This is a genomic window from Streptomyces sp. NPDC049879 (genome assembly GCF_044461265.1).
Lineage (GTDB): Bacteria > Actinomycetota > Actinomycetes > Streptomycetales > Streptomycetaceae > Streptomyces.
Window position 1 is genome coordinate 567,753 of the sequence record NZ_JBITKT010000004.1, and the last position, 17,307, is coordinate 585,059.

General features: G+C 73.2%; 20 protein-coding genes. 4 read left to right on the forward strand and 16 right to left on the reverse strand.

All coding sequences use genetic code 11. From position 1 onward, the window contains the following. The first annotated feature begins 18 nt into the window (after positions 1-18). Both ACIBPC_RS17405 and ACIBPC_RS17410 read left to right on the forward strand, forming a co-directional pair. Positions 19-684, forward strand: a complete 666-nt coding sequence (locus tag ACIBPC_RS17405) for a TrkA family potassium uptake protein (protein WP_362960412.1) — start codon at positions 19-21, stop codon at positions 682-684. Further along, entirely contained in the window at positions 684-1,397 is a 714-nt protein-coding gene (locus ACIBPC_RS17410; protein WP_362960415.1) for a TrkA family potassium uptake protein, read from the forward strand. Before ACIBPC_RS17405 ends, ACIBPC_RS17410 begins: the two co-directional genes overlap by 1 nt. A gap of 34 nt (positions 1,398-1,431) precedes the next feature. On the opposite strand, the gene ACIBPC_RS17415 is transcribed toward ACIBPC_RS17410, so the two are convergent. The 12 genes from ACIBPC_RS17415 to dut all read right to left on the reverse strand — a co-directional run bounded on the left by ACIBPC_RS17415 (position 1,432) and on the right by dut (position 12,632). After that, positions 1,432-2,196, reverse strand: a complete 765-nt coding sequence (locus ACIBPC_RS17415) for a DUF3159 domain-containing protein (protein ID WP_362960417.1) — start codon at positions 2,194-2,196, stop codon at positions 1,432-1,434. 3 nt (positions 2,197-2,199) lie between these two features. After that, complete coding sequence (locus tag ACIBPC_RS17420; RefSeq protein ID WP_362960419.1) at positions 2,200-2,601, reverse strand: OB-fold nucleic acid binding domain-containing protein; 402 nt, start codon at positions 2,599-2,601, stop codon at positions 2,200-2,202. Between the two features lie 30 nt (positions 2,602-2,631). Next, the gene (locus ACIBPC_RS17425) at positions 2,632-3,312 is read right to left on the reverse strand and encodes a response regulator (RefSeq protein ID WP_362960421.1); all 681 of its coding nucleotides are present in this window, start codon (positions 3,310-3,312) and stop codon (positions 2,632-2,634) included. Further along, on the reverse strand, positions 3,287-5,938 hold the full coding sequence (locus tag ACIBPC_RS17430) for an ATP-binding protein (RefSeq protein WP_398845425.1): 2,652 nt from the start codon (positions 5,936-5,938) through the stop codon (positions 3,287-3,289). Before ACIBPC_RS17430 ends, ACIBPC_RS17425 begins: the two co-directional genes overlap by 26 nt. Positions 5,939-6,092: 154 nt before the next feature. Next, positions 6,093-6,725 (reverse strand): potassium-transporting ATPase subunit C, encoded by a 633-nt coding sequence (locus tag ACIBPC_RS17435; protein ID WP_398845427.1) that lies wholly within the window; start codon positions 6,723-6,725, stop codon positions 6,093-6,095. Between the two features lie 7 nt (positions 6,726-6,732). Continuing rightward, complete coding sequence (gene kdpB / locus ACIBPC_RS17440) at positions 6,733-8,835, reverse strand: potassium-transporting ATPase subunit KdpB (protein ID WP_398845430.1); 2,103 nt, start codon at positions 8,833-8,835, stop codon at positions 6,733-6,735. After that, entirely contained in the window at positions 8,832-10,496 is a 1,665-nt protein-coding gene (gene kdpA, locus ACIBPC_RS17445; protein ID WP_398845433.1) for a potassium-transporting ATPase subunit KdpA, read from the reverse strand. The genes kdpB and kdpA overlap by 4 nt, the downstream gene beginning before the upstream one ends. 9 nt (positions 10,497-10,505) lie before the next feature. Continuing rightward, entirely contained in the window at positions 10,506-10,604 is a 99-nt protein-coding gene (gene kdpF, locus ACIBPC_RS17450; protein ID WP_362960435.1) for a K(+)-transporting ATPase subunit F, read from the reverse strand. Then, on the reverse strand, positions 10,601-10,726 hold the full coding sequence (locus tag ACIBPC_RS17455) for a hypothetical protein (protein WP_362960438.1): 126 nt from the start codon (positions 10,724-10,726) through the stop codon (positions 10,601-10,603). Before ACIBPC_RS17455 ends, kdpF begins: the two co-directional genes overlap by 4 nt. Positions 10,727-10,896: 170 nt before the next feature. Next, positions 10,897-11,187, reverse strand: a complete 291-nt coding sequence (locus ACIBPC_RS17460; protein WP_398845437.1) for a DUF6343 family protein — start codon at positions 11,185-11,187, stop codon at positions 10,897-10,899. A gap of 163 nt (positions 11,188-11,350) precedes the next feature. Further along, complete coding sequence (locus tag ACIBPC_RS17465; protein WP_398845439.1) at positions 11,351-12,118, reverse strand: DUF3710 domain-containing protein; 768 nt, start codon at positions 12,116-12,118, stop codon at positions 11,351-11,353. Position 12,119: 1 nt separating this feature from the next. Beyond that, positions 12,120-12,632 carry a dUTP diphosphatase gene (dut, locus tag ACIBPC_RS17470; RefSeq protein WP_362960639.1) on the reverse strand — a complete coding sequence of 171 codons (513 nt, stop codon included), beginning with the start codon at positions 12,630-12,632 and terminating at the stop codon, positions 12,120-12,122. Positions 12,633-12,705: 73 nt separating this feature from the next. Here dut and ACIBPC_RS17475 point away from each other — a divergent pair, with 73 nt between their 5' ends. After that, the gene (locus tag ACIBPC_RS17475; RefSeq protein ID WP_362960447.1) at positions 12,706-13,158 is read left to right on the forward strand and encodes a DUF3093 domain-containing protein; all 453 of its coding nucleotides are present in this window, start codon (positions 12,706-12,708) and stop codon (positions 13,156-13,158) included. 20 nt (positions 13,159-13,178) lie between these two features. Here the strand turns inward: ACIBPC_RS17475 and ACIBPC_RS17480 are convergent, their stop codons facing one another. From ACIBPC_RS17480 to ACIBPC_RS17490, 3 genes are all read right to left on the reverse strand, one after another. Further along, a complete protein-coding gene (locus tag ACIBPC_RS17480) occupies positions 13,179-13,478 on the reverse strand; it encodes a DUF4193 domain-containing protein (protein ID WP_052851347.1) in 300 nt (99 codons plus the stop codon). A gap of 376 nt (positions 13,479-13,854) precedes the next feature. Continuing rightward, a complete protein-coding gene (locus tag ACIBPC_RS17485) occupies positions 13,855-15,123 on the reverse strand; it encodes a sensor histidine kinase (RefSeq protein WP_398845442.1) in 1,269 nt (422 codons plus the stop codon). A 4-nt stretch (positions 15,124-15,127) separates the two neighbouring features. Continuing rightward, positions 15,128-15,781, reverse strand: a complete 654-nt coding sequence (locus ACIBPC_RS17490) for a response regulator transcription factor (RefSeq protein ID WP_362960643.1) — start codon at positions 15,779-15,781, stop codon at positions 15,128-15,130. Between the two features lie 353 nt (positions 15,782-16,134). Here ACIBPC_RS17490 and ACIBPC_RS17495 point away from each other — a divergent pair, with 353 nt between their 5' ends. Further along, on the forward strand, positions 16,135-16,308 hold the full coding sequence (locus ACIBPC_RS17495; RefSeq protein WP_362960453.1) for a hypothetical protein: 174 nt from the start codon (positions 16,135-16,137) through the stop codon (positions 16,306-16,308). Positions 16,309-16,437: 129 nt separating this feature from the next. Here the strand turns inward: ACIBPC_RS17495 and ACIBPC_RS17500 are convergent, their stop codons facing one another. After that, positions 16,438-17,256: an inositol monophosphatase family protein gene (locus ACIBPC_RS17500; protein ID WP_362960456.1), complete on the reverse strand. Its 819-nt coding sequence runs from the start codon at positions 17,254-17,256 to the stop codon at positions 16,438-16,440. Positions 17,257-17,307 lie beyond the last annotated feature (51 nt).

The following is a 17,307-nucleotide window of genomic DNA, read 5'->3' on the forward strand; positions in this document are numbered from 1 at the left end:
TGCGCACGAAGGAGACCAATGCACATCGTGATCATGGGCTGTGGCCGGGTGGGCGCGACCCTCGCGCTGAATCTGGAGGAACGGGGGCATTCCGTCGCCGTGATCGACCAGGACCCGACCGCCTTCCGGCGGCTCGGCTCGCGCTTCGCGGGCCGCCGCGTGACGGGCCTCGGCTTCGACCGGGACACGCTCACCGAGGCCGGGCTGCAGGAGGCGGGCGCGTTCGCCGCCGTCAGCAGCGGCGACAACTCGAACATCATCGCGGCCCGCGTGGCGCGCGAGGTGTTCGGCGTGGAGAACGTCACCGCGCGCATCTACGACTCGCGGCGCGCCGAGGTGTTCGAACGGTTCGGCATCCCCACCGTCGCGACCGTCCGGTGGACCGCCGACCAGATGCTGCGCCGCCTGCTGCCCGCGGGCGCGGAACCGCTGTGGCGCGACCCGAGCGGCGGCGTGCAGCTGTCCGAGGTGCACGTGGCGCAGGCGTGGGTGGGGCACCGCGTCAGCCGCTTCCAGGAGCGGACGGGAGTGCGCGTCGCGTTCCTGACGCGCCTGGGCGAGGCGATGCTGCCGACCGCGCAGACGGTCATCCAGGAAGGTGATCTCGTGCACGTGATGATGTACGGCGACCGGGTCGCCGAGGTCGAGGCCGCCTGCCTGCTCGGGCCGGAGGAGGTGTCCTGATGCGCGTGGCGATCGCGGGCGCGGGCGCGGTGGGCCGTTCCATCGCGGCGGAACTGCTGGAGGACGGGCACGCGGTGCTCCTCATCGACAAGTCGCCCGAGGCGGTGTCGGTGGCACGGGTGCCCGAGGCCGAGTGGCTGCTCGCCGACGCGTGCGAGATCAGCACGCTGGACGAGGCCGCGCTGGAACGCTGCCAGGTCGTCATCGCGGCCAGCGGCGACGACAAGGTCAACCTGGTCGTGTCGCTGCTCGCCAAGACGGAGTACGGGGTGCCGCGCGTCGTGGCGCGCGTGAACAACCCGAAGAACGAGTGGCTGTTCAACGACTCGTGGGGCGTGGACGTCGCCGTCTCCACGCCCCGCCTGATGTCGGCGCTGGTCGAGGAGGCCGTCTCGGTCGGCGACCTGGTGCGGCTGCTGCGCTTCAGCCAGGGCGAGGCGAACCTCGTGGAGGTCACCCTGCCGGACGCCGCGCCGCTGGTCGGCAGCCGCGTCGGGGAAGTGGCCTGGCCGCAGGACACGGCGCTGGTGACGATCATCCGCGGCACCCGCGTCCTCATCCCCGACCCGGACGACGCCCTCGCCGCCGGTGACGAGCTGCTGTTCGTGGCCGCCCCTGACCGCGAGGAGGAGCTGGAGGCGCTGTTCGGCCCCGGCGCGACGCGGACCAGGCCCACGCCGAAGGGCCCGGACACCGGGTCCGGGCCCCTCTGACGGGCACAGGCGTACGAACGGGGGGGCGCGGTCGTCAGACGGCCGCGCCGCCCGGCCCCTCGGGACCCGGCGCGGCGGCGCGTTCCACGGCCTCGCGCTCCGCCTTCGCCCGCTTCTCCGCCTCCTCCTTGGCCTCCCACTCGGCGATCACGTCGATCGGCGCCGGGGCCTTCACCAGGATGATCCAGGTGAAGTAGACGGCGAGGAGGAACGGCGGGATGCCCAGGGCCACCCGCAGCCAGCCGAGCGAGGTGGCGTCGCCCCAGAAGTAGATGGGGAAGGTGATCGCCGACTTCGCCAGCAGTATGGCGCCCCACACGTAGCTGGCCTTGGTGTACGCGACCTTCCGCCCGGGGTTGCGGGTGCGCCACGACAGGTTCTCGCGGAACACCGGCCCGAGCATCAGCCCGAGCAGCGGGACACCGGCGAGGGACGTCACGACGTACGCGACGCCGAGGCCCAGCGTGTAGAGCATGCCGGGGAGGTAGAAGTTCCTGGCGTCGCCGGAGATCATCGCGAAGACCGCGCCGAAGGCCACGCCGAAGACGCCGCTGAGGGCGTGCTTGAGGGTGTCGCGCCCGATGAGCCGGGCGACGGCGAGGACCGCCGAGATGCCGAGCGCCAGCACGGCGGACGTGTTGATCGAACGGTCGATGGTGTAGCTGAGCACGAAGACGAGCCCCGGCACCGTCGTCTCGATCATGCCCCGGACGCCGCCGAACGCCTCGAAGAACGCCGCGCGCGTGGCCTCCTCGTCCGGTGACTGCGGGGCGACGGCCCGGCTGTCGGGTGAGCTCACTGGCTACTCCTGTCCGAGGGGTTGCAGCTGGTAACGGGGGTTGAACAGCACGGGCCGCCCGTGCATCACCACGACCCTGCCGGAGGCGACCAGCTCCCGGCCGGGCTCCACGCCCGCTATCGCCCGGCGTCCGAGCCAGACCACGTCGAGACGGGCCGTGCCGTCGTCCAGCTCCGCCCGCAGCGCGGGCATGCCCGCCACGGTCCGCTCCCCCACGTCGCGCAGCACCCCGGTGACGCTCAGCACGGGACGGCCGCGCGTCCCCTCGGAGCAGTCGCGGATACGCGTGCAGCCGGCGTCGGCCGGCTCGCTCGCGGGCGCGAGGTCGTCGCCGTGCCCGTGGCCCGCCTGCCCGCCACGTCCCAGCAGCCGCCGCAGCATCCCGGGTCGGCCCTCCGTACTCATGCCTTCAGCGTAACGTGGGCGGGCGCCCCGTCAGCGCTCGAAGCGGTAACCCATACCCGGTTCGGTGATCAGGTGGCGCGGCGCCGACGGGTCGGCCTCCAGCTTGCGGCGCAGCTGCGCCATGTAGACGCGCAGGTAGTTCGTCTCCGTGCCGTAGGAGGGCCCCCAGACCTCCTGGAGCAGCTGGCGCTGGCTGACGAGGCGGCCGGTGTTCCTGATGAGGACCTCCAGCAGGTGCCACTCAGTCGGGGTCAGCCGGACGTCCTTGCCGTCCCGGTGGACCTTCTTGGCCGCCAGGTCGATGACGAAGTCCGCCGCGTCCACGACGGCCGCGTCCTCGCCCGTGCCCGGCTCGGCGCGGCGCACGGCGGCCCGCAGCCTGGCCAGCAGCTCGTCCATGCCGAACGGCTTGGTCACGTAGTCGTCCGCGCCCGCGTCCAGGGCCTCGACCTTCTCGTCCGACGTGTGGCGGGCGGACAGCACGATGATCGGCACGCGCGTCCAGCCGCGTATGCCGCCGATGACGTCCACGCCGTCCATGTCGGGCAGGCCGAGGTCGAGGATGATCACGTCCGGGTGCCGGTCGGCGGCCAGGCGCAGGGCGGAGGCGCCGTCCGCGGCGGTGTCCACCTCGTACTTGCGGGCCTTCAGATTGATGACCAGCGCGCGCAGGATCTGCGGCTCGTCATCGACTACGAGCACCCGGTGCATGGGCGGCCTTCCGTTCTGCGTGCCCGTCCGCGCCCTCGGGCGCGGGGGCGGTGTCGTCGGTGAGGGGGTCGGCGGCGTCCTCGTCGCCTTCGGGGTCCGGCAGGCCCAGGGACGGCTGGGCGATGGGCAGCGTGAGGACCATCGTCAGACCGCCGCCCGGGGTGTCCTCGGCGTCGAGGGTGCCGTGCATGGCCTCCGCGAAGCCGCGGGCGACCGCCAGGCCGAGGCCGACGCCGTTGCCGCGCGGCGTGTCGCCGTACCGCTGGAACGGCTCGAAGATCCGCTCCTTGTCGCTGTCCGGCACGCCGGGGCCGCGGTCCACGACGCGCAGCTCGACGCGCCCGCCGAGCGCGCTGGCCCGTACCCGTACGGGGGTGTCGGCGGGGCTGTACTTGACGGCGTTCTCGACGATGTTGGCGACGCTGCGCTCCAGCAGCCCCGGGTCGGCGGCGACGTACGGCAGCGTCTCGGGGATGTCGAGGTCCACGACGTTCTCCGGGACGCCGCCGAGGGCGCGGGGCACGACCTCGTCGAGGTCCATGCCCCGGATCAGCGGCTCGACGGTGCCGGTCTGCAGGCGCGACATGTCCAGCAGGTTGCCGACGAGCTGGTCGAGCCGGTCGGCGCCCTGCTCGATGCTCTCCAGCAGGTCGGCCTCGTCCTCCTCCGACCAGGCCACGTCGTCGGACCGCAGGCTGGAGACGCCCGCCTTGATCGCGGCGAGCGGCGTGCGCAGGTCGTGCGAGACGGCGGCGAGCAGCGCGGTGCGGATGCGGTTGCCCTCGGCGAGCTTGTGGGCGCGCATGGCCTCGGTCTTGAGCTGCTGGCGGTCCAGTATGACGGCGGCGTGCGCGGCGAAGGCGCTGAGGACGCGGCGGTCCTCGGCGGGCAGGACGCGCCCGGCGAGCGCCAGCATGGTGTGCTCCCCCACGGGCACGTCCACGTCGGCGTCCTCGGGCCCGTCGAGCTTCCGCGTCTGCCCGGTGACGGAGACGCTGCGCACGCACGACCAGCGGCGGCGTTCGAGGTCGCGCTCCAGGAGGGCGGCGGTCTCCATGCCGAACGTCTCACGCGCCCGTTCCAGCAGCGCCCCGAGGGTGTCCTCGCCGCGCAGGACGCTGCCCGCGAGGAGCGTGAGGGTCTCGGACTCGGCGCGCAGCCTGGCCGCCTGCTGGGTGCGGCGCGCCGAGCGGTCCACGACGGTGGCGACGGAGACGGCGATGGCGAAGAAGACGATGATCGCCACGATGTTGTGGCCCTCGGCGATGCGCCACTGCTCGGTGGGGCGGGCGAAGTAGTAGTTCAGCAGCAGCGAGCCGACCATCGCCGAGGTGAGCCCCGGCCGCAGGCCGCCGGTCAGGGCGGCGAGGACCGTGACGGAGAGGAACAGCAGGACGTCGCTCGCGAACTCCGCGCCGGGCGCCGGCTCGGCCAGCCCCAGCGTGAGCAGCACGGGCCCGAGGATGCCGATCAGCCAGCCCGCGAGGAGGCGGGAGCGGCCGAGCCTGGCGCCGCGCGCGGTGGGCAGGCCGCGGCCCTTGGCGACCTCGCTGTGGGTGACGATGTGGACGTCGATGTCCGAGTCGGACTCGCGGGCGACGGTGGCGCCGACGCCGGGGCCGAACATGTACTGCCAGCTCTTGCGGCGGCTGGAGCCGAGGACGATCTGGTTGGCGTTGACGCCGCGCGCGAAGTCGAGGAGGGCGCTGGGCACGTCGTCGCCGATGACGTGGTGGAACGTTCCGCCGAGCTGTTCCACCAGGGTGCGCTGGTCCGCCAGCTCGCGGGGCGACGCGGAGGTGAGGCCGTCGGCGCGCGATATGTAGGCGGCCATGATCTCGGCGCCCGAGCTCTTGGCGGCCATCCGCGCGGCGCGGCGGATCAGCGTGGCGCCCTCGGGGCCGCCGGTGAGGCCGACGACGATGCGCTCGCGCGCGTGCCAGGTGGAGCGGATGTTGTGCTCGTTGCGGTACTGCTGGAGGTACGCGTCCACCCGGTCCGCGGTCCACAGCAGGGCCAGCTCGCGCAGCGCGGTGAGGTTGCCCGGCCTGAAGTAGTGGGACAGGGCGGCGTCCACCTTGTCCGGCGCGTACACGTTGCCGTGCGCCAGGCGGCGGCGCAGCGCCTCGGGCGTCATGTCGACCAGCTCGATCTGGTCGGCCCGGCGCACCACCTCGTCCGGCACCGTCTCGCGCTGCCGCACGCCCGTGATCGACTCGACCACGTCGCCGAGCGATTCGAGGTGCTGGATGTTGACGGTGGAGATCACGTCGATGCCCGCGTCCAGCAGCTCGTCGATGTCCTGCCAGCGCTTCTGGTTCCGGGAGCCGGGGACGTTCGTGTGCGCCAGCTCGTCCACCAGCGCCACCCGGGGCGCGCGGCGCAGGACGGCGTCCGTGTCCATCTCGGTGAAGACGCTGTCCCGGTAGCGCAGCTCCCGGCGCGGCACCTGCTCCAGGCCGTGCAGGAGGACCTGGGTGCGGGGCCGGTCGTGGTGCTCCACGAGCGCGACGACGAGGTCGGCGCCGCGTTCCGTGCGCCGGTGCGCCTCGGAGAGCATGGCGTAGGTCTTGCCCACACCGGGTGCCGCGCCCAGGTAGATCCTGAGCCTGCCACGTCGTGCCATGTCTCCCATTCTCATCCCACGGCGCGGAAACCCGCGCCGGTCGGGGGGCGGGGGCCGTCAGGGTTCCGTATGGATCGCGCGGCCCCCGCAGGCCCGTGACCGGCGGGAACGCGCGCGCCGGGCCGGGCGCGGGCGTTCCCGCCTGGTCGGGTGCTCAGCCGTCGAGCAGGTCGCGCAGCGCGAGGTTGAGCAGCAGCACGTTGACGCGCTCGCCGCCGAGCACGCCGAGGTCGCGGCCCTCGGTGTGCGCGTCCACCAGCGCCTGGACCGTGCCGCGCGGCAGCCCGTTGCGCTCGGCCACGCGCGCGACCTGGAGGTCGGCGTAGGCCGGGGAGATGTGCGGGTCGATCGCCGACCCGGAGCCGGTGACGGCGTCCGGCGGTACGTCGGCGACGGGCACGCCGTTGAACGCGGCGACGTCCTCCCGCGCCTGCCGGACGGTCTCCACCAGGGTGGGGTCGCCCGCGGCGAGCTGGCCCGAGCCGGTGGCGCCGGTGTCGTACCCGCTGTTCGAGGGGCGCGGCTGGAACCAGTGCGGGTCGGGCGCGCCGTCGGGGCCGTTCCACGTCTGGCCGATCAGCTCCGAGCCGACGTCGCGGCCGTCCGCCGTGACGACCGAGCCGTTCGCCCGGTCGGGGAAGAACGCCTGGGCGACGCCGGTGATGGCGAGCGGGTAGAGGACGCCGGTCACCAGCGTCAGCACCAGCAGGGCGCGCAGCCCTGCCCACAGGACGCGGGGGGAGAAGCGGGAGGACAGGCGCGGGGAAGGCTGAGGGGAAGGGGACATGGCGTGATCACCCGATGCCAGGGATGAGGGAGAGGAGCAGGTCGATGAGTTTGATGCCGAGGAACGGGGCGACCAGGCCGCCGAGCCCGTAGACCGCCAGGTTGCGCCGCAGCAGCCGGTCGGCGCTGAGCGGCCGGTAGCCGACGCCCCGCAGGGCCAGCGGCACGAGGGCGACGATGATCAGGGCGTTGAAGACGACGGCCGACAGGATGGCCGACTCGGGCGACGACAGCGCCATGATGTTGAGGCTGTCGAGGCCCGGGTAGACGGTCGCGAACATCGCCGGGATGATCGCGAAGTACTTCGCGATGTCGTTGGCCAGCGAGAACGTGGTCAGGGCGCCGCGCGTGATGAGCAGCTGCTTGCCGATCTGGACGATGTCGATCAGCTTGGTCGGGTCGGAGTCGAGATCGACCATGTTCCCGGCCTCCTTGGCGGCGGAGGTGCCGGTGTTCATGGCGACGCCGACGTCCGCCTGGGCGAGGGCGGGCGCGTCGTTGGTGCCGTCGCCGGTCATGGCGACCAGGCGGCCGCCGGCCTGCTCCCTCCTGATGAGGGCCATCTTGTCCTCGGGCGTGGCCTCCGCGAGGAAGTCGTCCACGCCCGCCTCGGCGGCGATCGCCTTGGCGGTGCGCGCGTTGTCGCCCGTGATCATGACGGTCCTGATGCCCATGGCCCGCAGCTGCGCGAAGCGCTCGCCCATGCCCTCCTTGACGACGTCCTTCAGGTGGACGGCGCCGAGGACGCGCGGCCCGTCCGCGACCAGCAGCGGCGTGCCGCCGTCCGCGCTGATCGTCTCGACGGCGCCGAGGACGGCGGACGGCACGGTGCCGCCCTGCTCGGCGACCCAGCCGGTGACCGCGCTCACGGCGCCCTTGCGGATGCTGCGGCCCCCGGTGTCCACGCCCGACATGCGCGTCTGGGCGGTGAACGGCACGAAGTCCGCGTCCCCGAGCCCGTCCCGCGTCCTGGCGGGCCGGCCCCCCGTGCCGGCCGCCAGGGCGACGATGGAACGCCCCTCCGGGGTCTCGTCGGCCAGCGACGACAGCTCGGCCGCCTCCGCCAGCTCGTCCCCGCCCACGCCCGGCGCGGGCAGGAACGCGGCGGCCTGCCGGTTGCCATACGTGATAGTGCCCGTCTTGTCGAGCAGCAGCGTCGAGACGTCCCCCGCCGCCTCGACGGCCCGGCCGGAGGTGGCCAGCACGTTGCGCTGCACCAGCCGGTCCATCCCGGCGATGCCTATGGCGGACAGGAGCGCGCCGATGGTCGTCGGGATGAGGCAGACCAGCAGCGCGGTCAGGACGATCGTGGACTGCTCGGCTCCCGCGTAGACCGCGAAGGGCTGCAGGGTGACGACGGCCAGCAGGAAGACGATGGTGAGGCTCGCCAGCAGGATGCTCAGGGCGATCTCGTTGGGCGTCTTCTGCCGGGACGCGCCCTCGACCAGCGCGATCATCCGGTCCAGGAACGTCTCGCCCGGCCTGGTCGTGACGCGGACGACGATCCGGTCCGACAGCACCCGCGTGCCGCCGGTGACGGCCGAGCGGTCGCCGCCCGACTCGCGGATGACGGGCGCCGACTCGCCGGTGATCGCCGACTCGTCCACGCTGGCGACGCCCTCCACGACGTCGCCGTCCCCCGGGACGGTGTCCCCGGCCTCGCAGACGACCCGGTCGCCGACGCGCAGCTCGGTGCCGGGCACGCGCTCCTCGCGGCCGTCGCCGGTGAGGCGGCGGGCGACCGTGTCGGTGCGGGCACGGCGCAGCGAGTCGGCCTGGGCGCGGCCGCGGCCCTCGGCGACGGCCTCGGCGAGGTTGGCGAACAGGACGGTCGCCCACAGCCAGGCCGCGATGGTCCAGCCGAACCAGTCGCCCGGGTCGGCGCAGGCCAGCACGGTCGTGAGGACCGAGCCGACCTCCACGACGAACATCACGGGGGACGCGATCATCGTGCGCGGGTGCAGCTTGCGCACGGCGTCGGGGAGCGACGCGAGCAGCAGGCGGGGGTCGAACGCCCCGCGCGCGACGCGCCCGCCCCCGGCGGGCGTGTGCCCCCCGGTGCCGGTGCCGGTGGGGGCGTCGTCGTGCCGGGGTGGTGCCGAGGTGGTCATGCGGCCAGTCCTTCCGCGAGCGGGCCGAGCGAGAGCGCCGGGAAGAACGTCAGTCCCGCGACGACGACGGTGCTCGCCACGAGGAGGCCCGTGAACAGTGGTCTGTGGGTGTGCAGGGAGCCCGCCGTCTCGGGCACGCGGCCCTGCCCGGCGAGCGACCCGGCCAGGGCCAGGACGAACACCATCGGCAGGAAGCGGCCCAGCAGCATGGCGATGCCGAGGCTCGTGTTGAAGAACTCCGTGTTCGCCCCGAGCCCGGCGAAGGCGCTGCCGTTGTTGTTGGCGGCCGACGCGTAGGCGTAGAGGACCTCGGAGAAGCCGTGCGGCCCGATGTTGGTCATGGCGCGCTCGCCGTCCCCCAGCGCCATCGCGAGGGCGGTGCCGATGAGCACGAGGGCGGGGGTGACGAGGATGGCGGAGGCGGCGAGCTTGATCTCGCGCGTGCCGATCTTCTTGCCCAGGTACTCGGGCGTGCGGCCGACCATGAGACCGGCGACGAAGACGGCGATCACGGCCATCAGCAGCATCCCGTAGAGCCCGGAGCCGACGCCGCCGGGCGCGACCTCGCCGAGCACCATGCCGAAGATCAGCACGCCGCCGGACAGGCCCTGGAACGAGTCGTGGAACGCGTTGACCGCGCCGGTGGACGTCATGGTCGTGGAGACCGCGAAGAGCGAGGAGCCGCCGATGCCGAAGCGCTGCTCCTTGCCCTCCATGCCGCCGCCCGCGAGCTGCGAGGCGGCGCCCGGCGCCTGGTGCTCGACCACGGTGACGGCGACGACACCGGCGAGCCAGATGACGGCCATCGCGCCGGCGATCGCGTAGCCCTGGCGCACGCTGCCGACCATGCGGCCGAAGGTGCGGGGCAGCGCGGAGGGGATCAGCATCAGCAGGAAGATCTCCAGCAGGTTGCTGAGGCCGTCCGGGTTCTCGAACGGGTGGGCCGAGTTGGCGTTGTAGAAGCCGCCGCCGTTGGTGCCCAGCTCCTTGATGACCTCCTGGGAGGCGACGGGCCCCCCGGGGATGTGCTGGACGGCGCCGGTGACGGTCTCGACGGTCCGGCCGTCCGAGAAGTTCTGGATGGCGCCGAGGGCGACGAGGACGACGGCGAAGACGACGGACAGCGGCAGCAGGATGCGCACCGTGCCGCGCACCAGGTCGGCCCAGAAGTTGCCGAGCCCGCCGGTGCGCATCTGGGCGAAGCCGCGCACCAGCGCGACGGCGACGGCCAGCCCCACGGCGGCCGACACGAAGTTCTGCACCGCGAGGCCGCCCGCCTGGACGAAGTGGCCCATGGCCGCCTCGCCCGAGTACGACTGCCAGTTGGTGTTGGTGACGAAGGAGACGGCGGTGTTGAACGCCTGGTCGGGCGGTATCGGCGCGAAGCCGAGGGAGAAGGGCAGCAGGTCCTGCACGCGGGTCATCGCGTACAGCAGCAGCACACCGGCGAACGAGAACGCGAGGACGCCGCGCAGGTACGCGGTCCAGCGCATCTCGGCGTCGGGGTCGGCGCCGATGGCGCGGTAGATCCAGCGCTCGGCGCGCAGGTGCTTCGGGGACGTGTAGACGGCGGCCATGTAGTCGCCGAGCGGACGGTGTGCGAGGACGAGGGCCACCACGAGGGCGGTCACCTGGAGCACGTCCGCGAGTACGGGGCTCATGGGGCTCGCTCAGAATCTCTCGGGGAACAGCAGGGCGGCGACGAGGTAGCCGAGCAGGGCGACGGCGACGACGAGGCCGACGACGCTCTCGGCCGTACCGGCGCTCACAGCTTGCTCACCCCATGGGCGACGAGGGCCACCAGCGCGAAACCTGCGACGGTGACCAGGACGAAGACCGCATCGGCCATCGTGGGACTCCTGAACGAGTCGGGGAACGGAACCTGACTCACCCAGAGAACCCCTGTTCGGAGGGGGTACGGCGTGCGTTGACGGCACGTTGACGGCGCCCGCCGGGGCGTTGACGACGCCCATACATCCCTTGACGCGGCCTGTACGCCGCCCGTACGCGAAAGCGCCGCCCGGGATCACCGGGCGGCGCGTGAACAGAGGAGGCGCGGGCTCAGACGCCCGGCGGGCGGCGCCTGCGGATGCGGCGCGCGACGACCAGCAGGTCGATGACCGCGATGACGGTCAGGACGGCGCAGCCCACCGTCAGCCAGCCGAGCTGCGCCGGGCTCGGGGTGTCCCCCGCGTCGGCGGCGGCCCACCAGATCGCGAAGACGACGGTGGCGGCGAGGAAGAGCGGCACGAAGACGAGCGACAGGATCAGTCGCAGACGCAGGTCGCTGTAGGCGGTCACCGGCTCGGTGCCGGTCCGTACGTGGCGTCCTCTGCCCTTGCGGTCGCTCATGCGGTCCTCCCGTGGGGAGCCCGCCGAGTACCCGCCCGGCGCGCGCCGACACACGGCACGCACCGGGACCGGCGCACCACGACGCCCGGGTGCGGGGCACACCGCACACCGGGCGGACACAGGGGACACAGGGACACGAAGGGCCCGGGGGCCCCGGCAGGGCCTAGCGGACCTCGGAGGTCTCCGGGCCGCGGCGGAGCTTGTCGAGCCCGCCCGCGAAACGGGACACCGGCGCGCCGTCCTCGGCCGCCTGCTCCTGCTTGACGCCGTCCGGGACCATCTGGGCGTCCTGCGGCAGCTTCAGCACGATCGGGTCGCGGGGCGCCATCGGAGAGTCGCCGCGCACCACCACGGTGTCGCGGAAGATCTGCTCCAGCAGCCCGGCCGCCTGCGGCTGGACCGCGCCCTGCCCGGAGATCACACCGCGCAGGAACCAGCGGGGACCGTCCACACCGACGAAGCGCACGACCTGCAGGCCGCGCTTGCCGTCCGGCAGCTGCACCGGCACCTGGGCCCGCAGCTCCCAGCCGAGCGGGCCCTCGATCTCGTCGATCGTGCCGCCCTGCTTGGTGATGCCCCCGGCGATCTCCTCACGGACCTCGCCCCAGATGCCCTCGCGCTTCGGCGCGGCGAACGCCTGCAGCTGGACGGCGCTGTCCTTGAGGACGACCGTGGCGGCGACGATCGCGTCACCCGCGACCTCCACCCGCAGCTCCATCCCCGGCACACCGGGCACGAAGAGTCCGCCGAGATCGACGCGGCCCTCGGCCGGCGACCCGACCTCGCTCAGGTCCCAGGGCCCCTCGGGGCGGGGCGCGGGCTCAAGGCGGACGCGGCGCTCCTCGGCGGCCTCCTCGTCGTCCCTGGCCTCCTCGGTGGCCTCCGGAGCCTCCTCGGGCTCCTCCTTGCGCTTGCCTCGACGTCCGAACACGTCACAGTCCTTTCCGGTCGGCGCTCCCGCCGGGACCGACCGCAGCATAGGGGTTCCGCACGCCGGCATGGCCGCCCGTGGAGCCGAAACCCCCCGTCGCCCGTGCCGAACCCGGCAGCTCGGCGACCTCGTGGAAACGGACGGTCTCCACCTGCTGGACGACGAGCTGGGCGATCCGGTCGAACGGCTGGAACCGGACGGTCTCACGCGGGTCCAGATTGATCACGATGACCTTGATCTCCCCACGGTACCCGGCGTCAATCGTGCCGGGCGCGTTCACCATCCCGACCCCGCAGCGGGCCGCGAGCCCCGACCGGGGGTGCACGAACGCCGCGTAACCGTCGGGCAGGGCGATGGCCACCCCGGTGGGCAGCACCGCGCGCTCGCCCGGCGCCAGCTCGGCCGCCTCGGTCGTGACGAGGTCGACACCGGCGTCGCCCGGGTGCGCGCGGGTGGGGACGGGGACCGCCGGATCGATCCGCCGGATCAGGACGTCCACGGGGGGACGGCTCACAGGGTCGGCACTCACGATGCAGACCCTACCGCCGCGGACGGGCCCGGGAGGCGCGCCTGCCATGCTTGGGCCCATGAAGCCGTACGACGAGCGTCTGACCGTTCCCCGGACCTGGTGGCTGATGGGCCTGGGCTGCGTCCTCCTGGTGGGCATCGCCCTGCTGCCGCTCGGGGCCGTGCCCCTGCTGTGCGGTCTCGCCGTCTCGGGCGCCCTGGCCGGGGTGTCCCTCAGCGCCTACGGCTCGGCCCGCATCCGTGTGACGGCCGGCTCGCTGATCGCCGGAGACGCCCGCGTGCCGCTGACGGCACTGGGCGAAGCCCGGACGCTCGACGCCGGGGAGGCGCTCGCCTGGCGCACTCACCGGGCGGATGTCCGGGCTCATATGCTGCTCCGCGCCTACATCCCGACGGCCGTGCGGGTCGAGGTGAAGGACCCGGCGGACCCGACGCCCTACCTGTACCTCTCGACCCGGCAGCCCGGCCGTCTGGTCGCGGCGCTCACCGCGACCCGCCCGGACCCGGCCTGACGCCTGTCCGGGCGGTCGCATCAGGCCGCGCAGTCGCGGCAGATGGGCTGGCCGTCCTTCTCCTTCGCGAGCTGCGACCGGTGGTGCACGAGGAAGCAGCTCATGCAGGTGAACTCGTCGGCCTGCCGGGGCAGGACCCGGACGGACAGCTCCTCGTTGGAGAGGTCCGCGCCGGGCAGTTCCAGGCCCTCGGCCTGCTCGAACTCGTCCACGTCGACCGTGGACGCCGACTTGTCGTTGCGCCTGGCCTTCAGCTCCTCGATGCTGTCCTCGTTGACATCGTCATCGGTCTTGCGTGGAGTGTCGTAGTCGGTTGCCATTTCGTACTCCCCCTCCGGGTGTCTGTGGTGTCTCCAGCGCACGTAACGCGTGGGGGCCGGTCTTTGTGCCCGACCCGAGGCCGAGATTTTGCCTCACATCAAGTGCTGTTACTCAATCGACACCCAACCGAACGCCTGAAGAGGTGATCATCCGGGCTGCCGATCGGGCCCCTGGGCGCCCGAAAGGCCGGTCGGTGCCTGCCCCGGGCCCGTCCGCACGGGCCCGCGGTATGCGATTGATCACATTCCACTTCTCTCCTGTCAGGACCTTCACGCCAGGACCTCCGGCGCCGGGCCGGGCGCCGTGGCGCCCCTCCCGGGCCGTGACCACCCGGACGGATGGCCGCCCGGACAGCTTTCCCGTCAGGACAGCGTCTCAGACGGGTACGAAGACCCGCATCACGAGACCGCCGTCCTCACGCGGCTCGGCCGCCACATAGCCCCCGTGCGCACGGGCGACGGACCGGACGATGGACAGACCGAGACCGACACCTTTGTCGCTCCGTGTACGCTGCGTGCGCAACCGCCGGAAGGGTTCGAACATATTATCGATCTCGTAGGCGGGGACGACCGGCCCGGTGTTCTCCACCACCAGCACGGCCTGCCCGGGACGCGACTCGACCCCGACGCGGACCCAGCCGCCCCGCGCCACGTTGTAGCGCACGGCATTCTGCACCAGGTTCAGCGCCACACGTTCGAGCAGGACGCCGTTGCCCATCACCTGGACTGGCTGCCGGTCGCCGCGCAGCTCCACGCCCCGCGTCTGCGCCTCCGCGCGCGTCTGCTCGACCGCCTGGCCCGCCACCTCCGCGAGGTCCACGGGCTTGCGGTCCACCAGCTCGTTCTCGCTGCGGGCGAGCAGCAGCAGGCCCTCCACGAGCTGCTCGCTGCGCTCGTTGGTGGCCAGCAGCGTGTTGCCCAGCTGGGTCACCTCGGGCGACGCGTCGGGGTCGGAGAGCTGGACCTCCAGCAGCGTCCTGTTGATCGCGAGCGGCGTGCGCAGCTCGTGCGACGCGTTGGCGACGAAGCGCTGCTGCGCGGTGAACGCGCGGTCCAGCCGGTCGAGCATCTCGTCGAACGTGTCGGCCAGTTCCTTCAGCTCGTCGTCCGGGCCGTCCAGCTCGATGCGCCGGTGCAGGTCGGACCCGGCGACCTGGCGGGCGATGCGGGTGATCCGGCCGAGCGGCGAGAGCACGCGCCCCGCCATCACGTAGCCGAACGCGAACGCCGCCACCGCCAGGCCGAGCAGGGCGAGCAGCGAGCTGCGCAGGAGCTGGTCGAGCGCGATGTCGCGCTGGGTGCCCTGGCACTTCTCGACCCAGGTGGTGAACACGTCGCCGCTGACCAGCCCCGAGATCTCGGGGCACACGTCGGACGTGATCCTGACCTGGGCGCCGTCGGTGATGTCGTAGGGCAGGTCGCTGCCCCGGTTGAGCGCCTGGGCGGCGAGCAGGTAGATGATCGTCAGCAGGACGAACCCGGCGATCAGGAACATGCCGCCGTACAGCAGCGTCAGGCGGATGCGGATGGTCGGCCTGAACCAGCCCGCGCGGCGCTCACCCTCGTGCGGGCTCCAGCTCGGCTTGGGCGGCGCCGCGGGCATCCTGGGCGGCGGTGGTGGTCCGGGGGGCGGGGCAGCGGCCATGGCGTCAGATCCGGTAGCCGGCGCCCGGCACCGTGGTGATGACCGGCGGGTCGCCCAGCTTGCGGCGCAGGGTCATGACGGTGACGCGCACCACGTTCGTGAACGGGTCGGTGTTCTCGTCCCACGCCTTCTCCAGCAGCTGCTCCGCCGAGACGACGCCCCCCGCGCCCCGCATCAGGACCTCCAGGACGGCGAACTCCTTGGGCGCGAGGTGGATCTGCCGCCCGTCCCGGAAGACCTCACGGCGGTTCGGGTCGAGGCGCAGGCCCGAGCGCTCCAGCACCGGCGGCAGCGGCGCGGTGGCGCGGCGGCCGAGGGCGCGTACGCGGGCGGTCAGCTCGGTGAACGCGAAGGGCTTCGGCAGGTAGTCGTCCGCGCCCAGTTCGAGGCCCTCCACGCGGTCCGAGATGTCACCGGCGGCGGTGAGCATGAGGACGCGGGTGGGCTTGCCGGTGGCGACGATGTGGCGGCACACGTCGTCGCCGTGCAGCAGCGGCAGGTCGCGGTCGAGGACGACCACGTCGTAGTCGTTCAGGTCCACGCGCTCGGTGGCGGCGGCGCCGTCGTAGACCACGTCCACCGCCATGGCCTGCCTGCGCAGGCCGGTGGCCACCGCGTCCGCGAGCAACTGCTCGTCCTCCACGACGAGTACGCGCACGTCCTGTCCCTCTTCTCGATCGTCCCGCTCGTCCTCGCCCGTCACGCCGTCACGCACCGGTGACCTGGCTCCCCCATCCTGCCCCGGCGGCGCGGCCCCTCCATCCTGCCCCGAAGACCGGTAAGCGCCCGGTAAGCACCCGGACGTGCGCCGGAGCACACGTCTGTGCGCTTTTCTGCTTCGGGCATGTTTCCCCATGCGCCACATCGGGGAGGACGAACCACACACCCCGCGACCACCCTCCCCCCTCGGAGGCGGCAAGCCCCGCGCTGCCGACCGACCCGTGGACCCCCCCGTGGCCGCACCCACCCCCGGCACCCCGGTGCCGCCGATCGAAGACGAGGGGGCGCACCTTGGACGCGTTCACCGCTGGAATCCTGCAGCGCATCGAGAACACCGAGTCCGGCCTCAGCCGCGCTCGCGAAGACGGAGATCTGTTCACCATGGACGTGGAGCAGGCCGAGCTGGACGACCTGCGACGGCTGGCGGCGGAGCACGGTGTGGAGATCGGCTCCACCGCCGCGTGACGCCCGCGCCCGGCACGTCCGGGCGCCGGTGATCCGAGCGGGCCTGGGCGCCCCTGGGGACCTCCCCGGGGGCGCCCAGGCGCGTGTGGGGACAGGCGCGGGCCGCCCCGGGGGTCTCCCCGGGTCTCCTCAGTCGTGCCAGGCGCCCAGCTCGTCCAGGAGCGGCTGGAGGACGGCGAAGACGCCGGGGGACGCCGCGACGGTGAGGTCGCCGTCCGGGCGGTGGCCCGGCCTGCCGCCGGTGAGGGCGCCCGCCTCACGGGCGATCAGGTCGCCCGCGGCCAGGTCCCAGGGGTGCAGGCCGCGTTCGTAGTACCCGTCGAGCCGGCCCGCGGCCACGTCGCACAGGTCGATGGCCGCCGAGCCGCCGCGGCGGATGTCGCGGACCCGCGGGATGAGGCGGTGCGCGACGGCGGCCTGCGCCGTCCTGACGGCCGCGACGTAGTTGAAGCCGGTGGCGATCAGCGCCTGGTCGAGGGGCGGGGACGGGCGCGTGGCAAGCGGCTCAGGGGCGCCGTCCCCGGTCACGCGGTGGGCGCCGCCGCCGGCCCGCGCGAAGAAGGTCTCGCCGCGCGCGGGCACGGCCACGACGCCCGCGACCGTCTCGCCGTCCACCTCGGCGGCGACGGACACGGCCCAGTTCGGCAGCCCGTACAGGTAGTTGACGGTGCCGTCGAGCGGATCGACCACCCAGCGCACGCCGCTGGCGCCGCCGCGCTCGCCGCCCTCCTCGCCGAGCACGCCGTCGTCCGGGCGGTGTTCGGCGAGGAACCCGGTGATCAGCCGCTCGGCGGCCACGTCCATCTCGGTGACGACGTCGATCGGGCTCGACTTGGTGGCGGCGACGCCCAGGTCGGCGGGGCGGCCGTCGCGCAGCAGCCGCCCGGCGCGGGCCGCGGCCTCCCGGGCGAGGGCGAGGAGTTCGGCGGGCAGGTCGGCAGGGGGCATGGCGGGTCGCTCCTCGTGCGTGCGGTGGCGGCGGCGGGTGGTGAGCGGGGG

Bases quoted from the DNA above. Each gene is read 5' to 3' on its own strand.
- ACIBPC_RS17480 (WP_052851347.1), bottom strand. From the start codon at position 13,478: ATGGCAACCGACTACGACACTCCACGCAAGACCGATGACGATGTCAAC.
- kdpA (WP_398845433.1), bottom strand. From the start codon at position 10,496: ATGAGCCCCGTACTCGCGGACGTGCTCCAGGTGACCGCCCTCGTGGTG.
- ACIBPC_RS17410 (WP_362960415.1), top strand. From the start codon at position 684: ATGCGCGTGGCGATCGCGGGCGCGGGCGCGGTGGGCCGTTCCATCGCG.
- ACIBPC_RS17405 (WP_362960412.1), top strand. From the start codon at position 19: ATGCACATCGTGATCATGGGCTGTGGCCGGGTGGGCGCGACCCTCGCG.
- ACIBPC_RS17475 (WP_362960447.1), top strand. From the start codon at position 12,706: ATGAAGCCGTACGACGAGCGTCTGACCGTTCCCCGGACCTGGTGGCTG.
- ACIBPC_RS17500 (WP_362960456.1), bottom strand. From the start codon at position 17,256: ATGCCCCCTGCCGACCTGCCCGCCGAACTCCTCGCCCTCGCCCGGGAG.
- ACIBPC_RS17425 (WP_362960421.1), bottom strand. From the start codon at position 3,312: ATGCACCGGGTGCTCGTAGTCGATGACGAGCCGCAGATCCTGCGCGCG.
- ACIBPC_RS17485 (WP_398845442.1), bottom strand. From the start codon at position 15,123: ATGGCCGCTGCCCCGCCCCCCGGACCACCACCGCCGCCCAGGATGCCC.
- ACIBPC_RS17420 (WP_362960419.1), bottom strand. From the start codon at position 2,601: ATGAGTACGGAGGGCCGACCCGGGATGCTGCGGCGGCTGCTGGGACGT.
- ACIBPC_RS17435 (WP_398845427.1), bottom strand. From the start codon at position 6,725: ATGTCCCCTTCCCCTCAGCCTTCCCCGCGCCTGTCCTCCCGCTTCTCC.
- ACIBPC_RS17460 (WP_398845437.1), bottom strand. From the start codon at position 11,187: ATGAGCGACCGCAAGGGCAGAGGACGCCACGTACGGACCGGCACCGAG.
- kdpB (WP_398845430.1), bottom strand. From the start codon at position 8,835: ATGACCACCTCGGCACCACCCCGGCACGACGACGCCCCCACCGGCACC.
- ACIBPC_RS17430 (WP_398845425.1), bottom strand. From the start codon at position 5,938: ATGGCACGACGTGGCAGGCTCAGGATCTACCTGGGCGCGGCACCCGGT.